The 6821-nt window shown below is 71.3% G+C and carries 10 protein-coding genes; 4 read left to right on the forward strand and 6 right to left on the reverse strand.

Annotated features, from left to right (window positions below; genetic code table 11):
• Window positions 1-196 precede the first annotated feature (196 nt).
• From QMX80_RS17590 to QMX80_RS17600, 3 genes are read right to left on the reverse strand one after another with little or no spacing between them, the layout of a single operon-like run.
• The gene (locus tag QMX80_RS17590; protein ID WP_282278464.1) at window positions 197-526 is read right to left on the reverse strand and encodes a hypothetical protein; all 330 of its coding nucleotides are present in this window, start codon (window positions 524-526) and stop codon (window positions 197-199) included.
• Between the two features lie 9 nt (window positions 527-535).
• Window positions 536-1648, reverse strand: a complete 1113-nt coding sequence (aroB, locus tag QMX80_RS17595; RefSeq protein WP_282278465.1) for a 3-dehydroquinate synthase — start codon at window positions 1646-1648, stop codon at window positions 536-538.
• Window positions 1645-2187 carry a shikimate kinase gene (locus QMX80_RS17600; RefSeq protein WP_282278466.1) on the reverse strand — a complete coding sequence of 181 codons (543 nt, stop codon included), beginning with the start codon at window positions 2185-2187 and terminating at the stop codon, window positions 1645-1647. Before QMX80_RS17600 ends, aroB begins: the two co-directional genes overlap by 4 nt.
• Window positions 2188-2287: 100 nt before the next feature.
• Here QMX80_RS17600 and QMX80_RS17605 point away from each other — a divergent pair, with 100 nt between their 5' ends.
• Window positions 2288-2491, forward strand: coding sequence for a dodecin domain-containing protein (locus QMX80_RS17605; RefSeq protein WP_054667057.1), 204 nt, complete (start codon window positions 2288-2290; stop codon window positions 2489-2491).
• 60 nt (window positions 2492-2551) lie between these two features.
• Here the strand turns inward: QMX80_RS17605 and QMX80_RS17610 are convergent, their stop codons facing one another.
• Complete coding sequence (locus tag QMX80_RS17610; RefSeq protein ID WP_282278469.1) at window positions 2552-3367, reverse strand: kinase; 816 nt, start codon at window positions 3365-3367, stop codon at window positions 2552-2554.
• A gap of 42 nt (window positions 3368-3409) precedes the next feature.
• Here QMX80_RS17610 and pdxH point away from each other — a divergent pair, with 42 nt between their 5' ends.
• From pdxH to QMX80_RS17625, 3 genes are read left to right on the forward strand one after another with little or no spacing between them, the layout of a single operon-like run.
• Entirely contained in the window at window positions 3410-4009 is a 600-nt protein-coding gene (pdxH, locus tag QMX80_RS17615) for a pyridoxamine 5'-phosphate oxidase (RefSeq protein WP_273085179.1), read from the forward strand.
• On the forward strand, window positions 4006-4371 hold the full coding sequence (locus tag QMX80_RS17620; RefSeq protein WP_282278473.1) for a hypothetical protein: 366 nt from the start codon (window positions 4006-4008) through the stop codon (window positions 4369-4371). Before pdxH ends, QMX80_RS17620 begins: the two co-directional genes overlap by 4 nt.
• On the forward strand, window positions 4368-5165 hold the full coding sequence (locus QMX80_RS17625) for a cobalamin-binding protein (protein ID WP_282278474.1): 798 nt from the start codon (window positions 4368-4370) through the stop codon (window positions 5163-5165). The genes QMX80_RS17620 and QMX80_RS17625 overlap by 4 nt, the downstream gene beginning before the upstream one ends.
• A 101-nt stretch (window positions 5166-5266) precedes the next feature.
• Here the strand turns inward: QMX80_RS17625 and bla are convergent, their stop codons facing one another.
• Together bla and QMX80_RS17635 are read right to left on the reverse strand one after the other, a co-directional pair.
• A complete protein-coding gene (bla, locus tag QMX80_RS17630) occupies window positions 5267-6250 on the reverse strand; it encodes a subclass B3 metallo-beta-lactamase (protein ID WP_282278475.1) in 984 nt (327 codons plus the stop codon).
• Between the two features lie 104 nt (window positions 6251-6354).
• The coding region (locus QMX80_RS17635) for a citrate/2-methylcitrate synthase (RefSeq protein WP_282278476.1) at window positions 6355-6821 on the reverse strand (467 nt) is incomplete at its 5' end.

Here is a 6821-nt window from a genome sequence, read left to right on the forward strand (position 1 = left end):
CGGTCTGCAGCGCAGACCGTGGGGCGGCAGCGCGAAGCGCTGGCGTGTTCCCCCTGAGTCAGGGGGCGCGCCAGCGCGCGAAGCGCGAACGGCGAAGCCGGCCCGAAGGGCGAGCCGCCAGCGGCGAGTCAAGGCGCGGGGTGTGGCAAGCGAGAGACGGGGCCCGCGGTATGCAGCGCGCAGCGCTGGCCTGCCCCTATTTGACGAAGCGGGTATCCAGCCGCTGCCCGCTGCGCAGGTCCACTTCGAGCAGGTAGCCGGCGTCGATGTAGAAGGACAGGGGCTGCTCCAGGGCGATCGAGTAGGCGGTCAGCGACGGGCCGTCCTGGCCGGGGAAGTGCGGCAGGTCGATGTCCCGCCACAGCACGCGCCGTTCCAGGTCGTGGGCGATGATCGTGGGCAGGCCGCTTTCCGGTACCAGGGTTACCACCACCACGCCGTCGATCAGCGCCGCGTCCATGATGCGGCGGCCGAAATCCCATTCGTTGCCATTGACGATGATGCTGGTACGGATCGGGAGTTTCATGCGGGCCGGTCAAGCGTTGTCGCGCAGCACCGCCAGCACCGCCGCTTCGTCCACGTCCGGCACCACCTCGGCCTTGCCGATGCCGCGCCACAGCACCAGGCGCAGGCGCCCGGCGATGTTCTTCTTGTCCAGGCGCATGTGCGCGAGCAGGGCCTCGGGGTCCAGTCCGGCTGGGATCGCCACCGGCAGGCCGTAGGCCAGAAGCAGGTCGCGCAGGGTATCGGTATCGGCGGCATCGCTCATGCCCAGCGCCGCCGACAGCCGCGCCGCCAGCACCATGCCCACCGCCACCGCCTCGCCGTGGTTGAGGTTGTCGTTGCCCGGCGCGCCATAGCCCTGGGCGGTCTCGATGGCATGGCCGAAAGTGTGGCCGAGGTTGAGCAGGGCGCGTTCGCCCTTTTCCAGCGGGTCGCGCGCGACGATCTCGGCCTTGTGCTCGCAGCTGCGGGCGATGGCATGCGCCAGCGCGGCGTCGTCGCCGGCCAGCAACGCGCCGCGTTCGGCCTGTAGCCACTGGAAGAACAGCGGATCGCGGATGCAGCCGTACTTGATCACCTCGGCCAGGCCGGCGCGCAGTTCGCGCGCGGGCAGGGTGCGCAGCGCGCCGGTGTCGGCGACCACCGCGCGCGGCGGATGGAACGCGCCGACCAGGTTCTTGCCCTGGGCGATGTCCACCGCGGTCTTGCCGCCGACCGAGGAGTCCACCATCGACAGCAGGGTGGTAGGCAGCTGCACGCAGTCCACGCCGCGCATCCAGCAGGCCGCGGCGAAGCCGGCCAGGTCGCCGACCACGCCGCCGCCGAGCGCGAGCACGCAGGCGTCGCGGGTGGCGCCGAGTGCGGCCAGTGCGTCGATCACGCCGCCGAAATGGTGCAGGGTCTTGGAGGCCTCGCCAGCGGGAATCACGTGCTGGCCGATCTTCAGTTCCGGGCGCGCGGCCAGCAGGGCGGCGCGCACGCCGTCCAGGTACAGCGGCGCCACCGTGTCGTCGCTGACCAGCAGCGCGTGGCGGCCGCGGAGGGCGCCGGCCAGCAGGCCGCCGTCGCCAAGCAGGCCGGGACCGATATGGATCAGGTAGGGCGAGCCGCCGCCGACGGCGACGGTGCGGGGAGCGGTGCTCATGCGGGAAAGTCCGGGTTCTGCCATTGCGCGGCCAGGCGCACCACCAGCTGCGCGGTGGCCTCGGCGGGGGAATAAGGATCGGTGTCGACGATCAGGTCGGCGACCTCGCGGTACAGCGGGTCGCGCAGCGCCGCCATGTCGTGCAGGGCCTGTTCGCGGTCCTCGCGCTGCAGCAGCGGTCGGCTCTTGTCGCGCTGCAGGCGCTGCAGCTGCGCGTCCACGCCCACGCGCAGCCACACCACGAAGCCGCGCTGCCGGATCCGGTGGCGGTTGTCGGCATCCAGCACCGCGCCGCCGCCGGTGGAGACCAACTGCCCGCTGCCTTCCAGCAGCCTGGCCAGCACGCGCTTCTCGTGTGCGCGGAAGCCGGCCTCGCCGACGTTCTCGAAGATGGCCGGTATCGCCGAGCCGACGTCGTCGACGATGGCCTGGTCGGCATCGACGAACTCCAGCCCGAAACGTTCGGCCAGGCGGCGGCCGATGCAGGTTTTGCCGGCGCCCATGGGGCCGACCAGGATGACGTTGGGGGCGGGATTCATTGCGGGCCGATGCTAGCACCTCGTGTCGGTGCGTTAACACGGTAGCAGCCAAGCTCGGCCCGGCCACGAGTGGTTCGTGGTGCAACCAACGGAGGCGGACATGGCAGTGGCGAAAATCATCGAAGTCAGCGCGTCGTCCAGCGCCAGCGTCGAGGACGCGGTGCGCAGCGGGCTGAAGAAGGTGGCCGAGACGGTCAAGGGCATCCAGGGCGCCTGGATCAACGAGACCAAGGTGGTCACCGATGGTGACGGCAACATCACCGAATGGCGGGTCAACCTGCGGGTGACGTTCCTGGTCCAGTAGCGCGGGGCAACGCCCCGCAGAAATCCTGACGGTAAAGCCACAGCGGGGCGCTGCCCCGCTCTACGACACCCGGCGCTGCGCATCCAGCACGACGATGCGGTCGGCGATGTCCGGCAGGCAGCGCAGCGCCTGCCGGCTGACCCGCTCGTAGAACTGCACGAAACGCTCGACCTGCGCGCGGTTCATGCCGGTGCGCCCCGGCGCGGCCTGCTGTAGCCCCTGTTCCTGCTGCCAGCGCCAGTGCGGCACTACCGAGAAACCCGGTGGCTGCAGGAACCACAGCCGGTCGAAATGCCGCCACAGCGCGGGATAGTGGTCGGCCAGCGCCTGGTTGCACCAGCGCCGCCAGGTGCCTTCCGGGTCGGCGTCGCGCTCCAGCGCGTTCAGGGGTTCGCGCAGGGCGTCGTCGGTTTCGGCCGGCGTGCCGAGGAACCAGCCCTCGAACACCAGCAGGTCCAGCCCGTCGATCCGCTCCCATTGCGCTTCGGGCACGCGTTCGTCGGCGAGCTTGTCGAAGCGCGGCAGCGCGAACGCCTGTCCGGAACGCGCGGCGTCCAGCGTGGCCAACGCCAGCGGCAGGTCATGCGTGCCCGGCGGGCCGCGCGTGGCCAGCAGCGGGTGGATGCGGTCGGCCAGGCGCTGGCGCTGCGCGCGGGTCAGGTAGACGTCGTCGATCGACAGCGCCGCCGCGCGCAGGCCGCGGGTGCGCGCCAGTTCCACCACCTGCGCGGCGAGCGTGGACTTGCCGCTGCCCTGCAGGCCGCTGATCGCAAGGACCGGCACGGGCTGGCCGGTGGCGAGCGCTTCGTCCAGTGCCTGCGCGGCGAGCGCCGGCGGGAAGCGGCGTGCGGAGAAGCGGTGCGGAACGGACGACATGGCGCCACAATAGCCCAAACCCGTGCTGTCCGAAGTGGAGCCATGACCGATCTGTACGCAGAAGCGCTTTCGACCTTCGCCGAGTTGTTCGAGGAGGCCAAGGCCAGCAATGAAATCGAGCCCAGTGCGATGACCGTGGCCACGGCCGATGTCGATGGCCGGCCCTCGGCGCGCACCGTGCTGCTCAAGTCCTTCGATGAGCGCGGCTTCGTGTTCTACACCCACCTGGACAGCCGCAAGGGCCGCGAACTGCATGCCAACCGCCAGGCGGCGCTGCTGCTGCTGTGGCGCAGCCTGCGCGGGGCCGGCATCCAGGTGCGGATCGATGGCGACGCGCAACTGGTGTCCGCGGCCGAGGCCGATGCCTATTTCGCTTCGCGCCCGCGCATGAGCCAGATCGGCGCCTGGGCCTCGGTGCAGTCGCAGACGCTGGGCTCGCGCGAGGAATTCGAGGAGCGCCTGCGCAATTTCGAGGCGCGCTTCGAAGGCCGCGACGTGCCGCGCCCGGACGGCTGGAGCGGCATCCGCGTGGTGCCGCAGCGCATCGAGTTCTGGTACGGCGCGACCTTCCGCCTGCACGAACGCTGGTGCTACGAGGCCGACGCCGCCGGCACCTGGAGCAAGCGGCTGCTGTATCCGTGAGCACGCTGCGCCTGCATCCGGTCTACCGCATCACCGTGTTCGTGCCGCCGGCGCGGCTGGAGGCGCTCAAGCGCGGCATCCTCGCGGTGGACGACCTGGCGGCCGGCGGCTACGCGCATGGCATGTGGGAGTCGGCCCCGGGGCGTGAGCAGTTCCGCGCGCTGCCCGGCACCGCCAGCGCCGTCGGGCAGGCCCGCGAGCTGGTGAGCGAGCCCACGGTGCGGCTGGAGTTCTGCATCCCGCGCGAGATGCCGGGCGCCAGCGAGCGGCTGCAGCGCCTGCTCGACGACGGCATTGCCGCGTATCATCCGTGGAACAGTCCGGCGGTGTTCGTCGATGCGGTGGAGTTCGCTGCGCCATGAGCGGGCCGCGCCGCATCGTCTGCCTCACCGAGGAGCCGACCGAGACCCTGTACGCGCTGGGCGAGCAGGACCGCATCGTCGGCATCAGCGGCTTCACCGTGCGCCCGCCGCAGGCGCGTCGCGACAAGCCCAAGGTCAGCGCCTTCACCAGCGCCAAGGTGGAGGAGATCCTCAAGCTCAAGCCCGACCTGGCGATCGGCTTTTCCGACATCCAGGCCGACATCGCTGCCGAGCTGATCCGCCGCGGCGTGGAGGTGTGGATCGCCAACCACCGCAGCGTCGCCGGCATCCTCGATTACATCCGCCGGCTCGGCGCGCTGGTCGGCGTTGCGGCGCGCGCCGATGCCTATGCCGACGAGCTGCAGCGCGGGCTGGACGCCATCGCCGCGCAGGCCGCGCGCCTGCCGCGGCGGCCGCGCGTGTACGTGGAAGAGTGGGACGAGCCGATCATCACCGGCATCCAGTGGGGCGCCGAGCTGGTGGAGATCGCCGGCGGCATCGACGTGTTCCCCGAACTGTCGCGCGAGCCGCTGGCCAAGGCGCGCATCCTCGCCGATGGCGACCCGGTGATCGCGCGCGCCCCGGACATCATCATCGGCTCGTGGTGCGGCAAGAAATTCCGTCCCGAGCGCGTGGCCGCGCGGCCGGGCTGGGAGGCGATACCGGCGGTGCGCGACGGCGAACTGCACGAAATCAAGTCGCCGCTGATCCTGCAGCCGGGGCCGGCGGCCCTGACCGATGGCGTGCAGGCGATCGCGGCCATCGTCCAGCGCTGGGCGCAGCGTCACCCGTAGATGCGGGGCGTGCCCCGCACGGGCCTTGCCGGTGGATCATCCGGCGGCAAAGCCCCGGTCGCGGCCCGTCATCCTGCCGCCATCAGGCAGCAGGTCCGGCTTCACGGTTTCAGGCCGCTGGCTTCATCGCTCAGCCTTTTCTCCAGATTGGCGCGCCCGCTTTGGGCATACCGCCTGCACGCTCCGGCGTCGACCAGCGGTTTGCCGGCCGTGCCCTGCAGGCGCGCGAAAAGATCGCTGGCCAGCGGGTGCGGGGTGAGATGGATGTCGCAGGGCAGGGCGGCGATGGTGTCCAGGCCGCGGCGGAAGGCCGCCATCATCGCAGGATGCTCGCTGTAGCGGTACTGCCTGTCCGAGAGGGCGCTCACGCTGTCGGTGTAGGCCATGTCCAGGCAGCGTGTGCCTTCGCAGGAACGCCAGGTCCAGCTGGTGCCGCCGGCGGTGTGGCCGGGCGTCGCGTGCGCCGTGAGGGCCAGGGTGCCGACCCGCACGGTGTCGCCATCGTCGATGGTTTGTACGACCGGCACGGCGGGAAAGCCTTCCTTGAATTCCAGCTGTTGCGGATCGCTGCGGTCGCTGATGCCGGTATGCAGTGTGCCGACGGCCGGTGCGCGTGCCAGCAGCGGTGCGCCGGTCGCGCCCTGCAGATAGGCCAGGCCCGCTGCATGGTCGTAGTGCTCGTGCGAGTTGAGCAGATATTTCACATCGCGGGGATCGAAGCCCAGGGCCCGGATGTTGGCTTCGATCAACGGGCCGGCGGGCGCGGTGGCGCCGTCGATGAGGACGTGGCCCGCGTCGGAGGTGACCAGCAGCGCGGTCAGGCCGCAGGTGCCCACGTACCACGTGTTGCCGAAGATGCGGCGCGGCGGCGCGCGCTCGTTCCAGCCTTCCATGGCGCTGTCGCTGGCGGCGCAGGCGGGAATGTCCCGGTCTGCGGTCGCAGCCGGCGTGGCGGCGGTCGGAGAGGCCGCCGCGGTCACGGGCGCGCCGCGTGGCGCGGGCTGGCAGGCGGCGAGCAGGGCGAGGCCGAGGATGGAGCCCGCAAGGCGGCAGGGCGGGAAGGGGTGTCGGCGCATCACTGTCATCTGCCTGTCGACTACGGATGCCGCAGCATAGGCAGGCCGGCGCATCGCAACCAACGCGAATAAGCTGCGGCAGGCATGAGCGGGATGCATGCCTGGCCGCCAGCTCATCCTCCCGGCGCCAGCCCCGTGTAGCGCGCGCGGGGGCGGATCAGCGTGCCCAGCGCCTGTTGCTCCAGCGCATGTGCCAGCCAGCCGGTCAGGCGCGCGGCGGCGAACATCACCAGCGCATGCGTTCCGGGCAGGTCGTGCACGTAGCAGATCGCCGCGAGCAGGCCGTCGATGTTCGGATGCTGGCCGCTGTGTTCGGCGGTGGCGGCCAGCACCGCCTCGACGTGGCGCATGCGCGGCTGGTCGCCGCACAGCCCGCGCAGCTGGCGCAGCATTTCGGTGCCGCGCGGGTCGCCGTCGGGGTAGAGCAGGTGGTTGAAGCCGGGCAGCTCGTCGCCGCGGCGCCAGCGTTCGGCGATGAAGGCGGCCGGCGCGCCGCTGGCCTCCGCGTCGAGCAGCAGGGCATGCGCGCGTGCGGTGGCGCCGCCGTGGCGCGGGCCGGACAGTGCGGCCAGGCCCGCGC

The organism is Stenotrophomonas sp. PS02297 (assembly GCF_029959705.1).
Taxonomy (GTDB): domain Bacteria; phylum Pseudomonadota; class Gammaproteobacteria; order Xanthomonadales; family Xanthomonadaceae; genus Stenotrophomonas; species Stenotrophomonas nitritireducens.

Coding starts and splice junctions, on each gene's coding strand:
- QMX80_RS17605 (WP_054667057.1), top strand. CDS start 2,288: ATGGCAGTGGCGAAAATCATCGAAGTCAGCGCGTCGTCCAGCGCCAGC.
- QMX80_RS17610 (WP_282278469.1), bottom strand. CDS start 3,367: ATGTCGTCCGTTCCGCACCGCTTCTCCGCACGCCGCTTCCCGCCGGCG.
- QMX80_RS17590 (WP_282278464.1), bottom strand. CDS start 526: ATGAAACTCCCGATCCGTACCAGCATCATCGTCAATGGCAACGAATGG.
- bla (WP_282278475.1), bottom strand. CDS start 6,250: ATGACAGTGATGCGCCGACACCCCTTCCCGCCCTGCCGCCTTGCGGGC.
- aroB (WP_282278465.1), bottom strand. CDS start 1,648: ATGAGCACCGCTCCCCGCACCGTCGCCGTCGGCGGCGGCTCGCCCTAC.
- QMX80_RS17600 (WP_282278466.1), bottom strand. CDS start 2,187: ATGAATCCCGCCCCCAACGTCATCCTGGTCGGCCCCATGGGCGCCGGC.
- QMX80_RS17625 (WP_282278474.1), top strand. CDS start 4,368: ATGAGCGGGCCGCGCCGCATCGTCTGCCTCACCGAGGAGCCGACCGAG.
- pdxH (WP_273085179.1), top strand. CDS start 3,410: ATGACCGATCTGTACGCAGAAGCGCTTTCGACCTTCGCCGAGTTGTTC.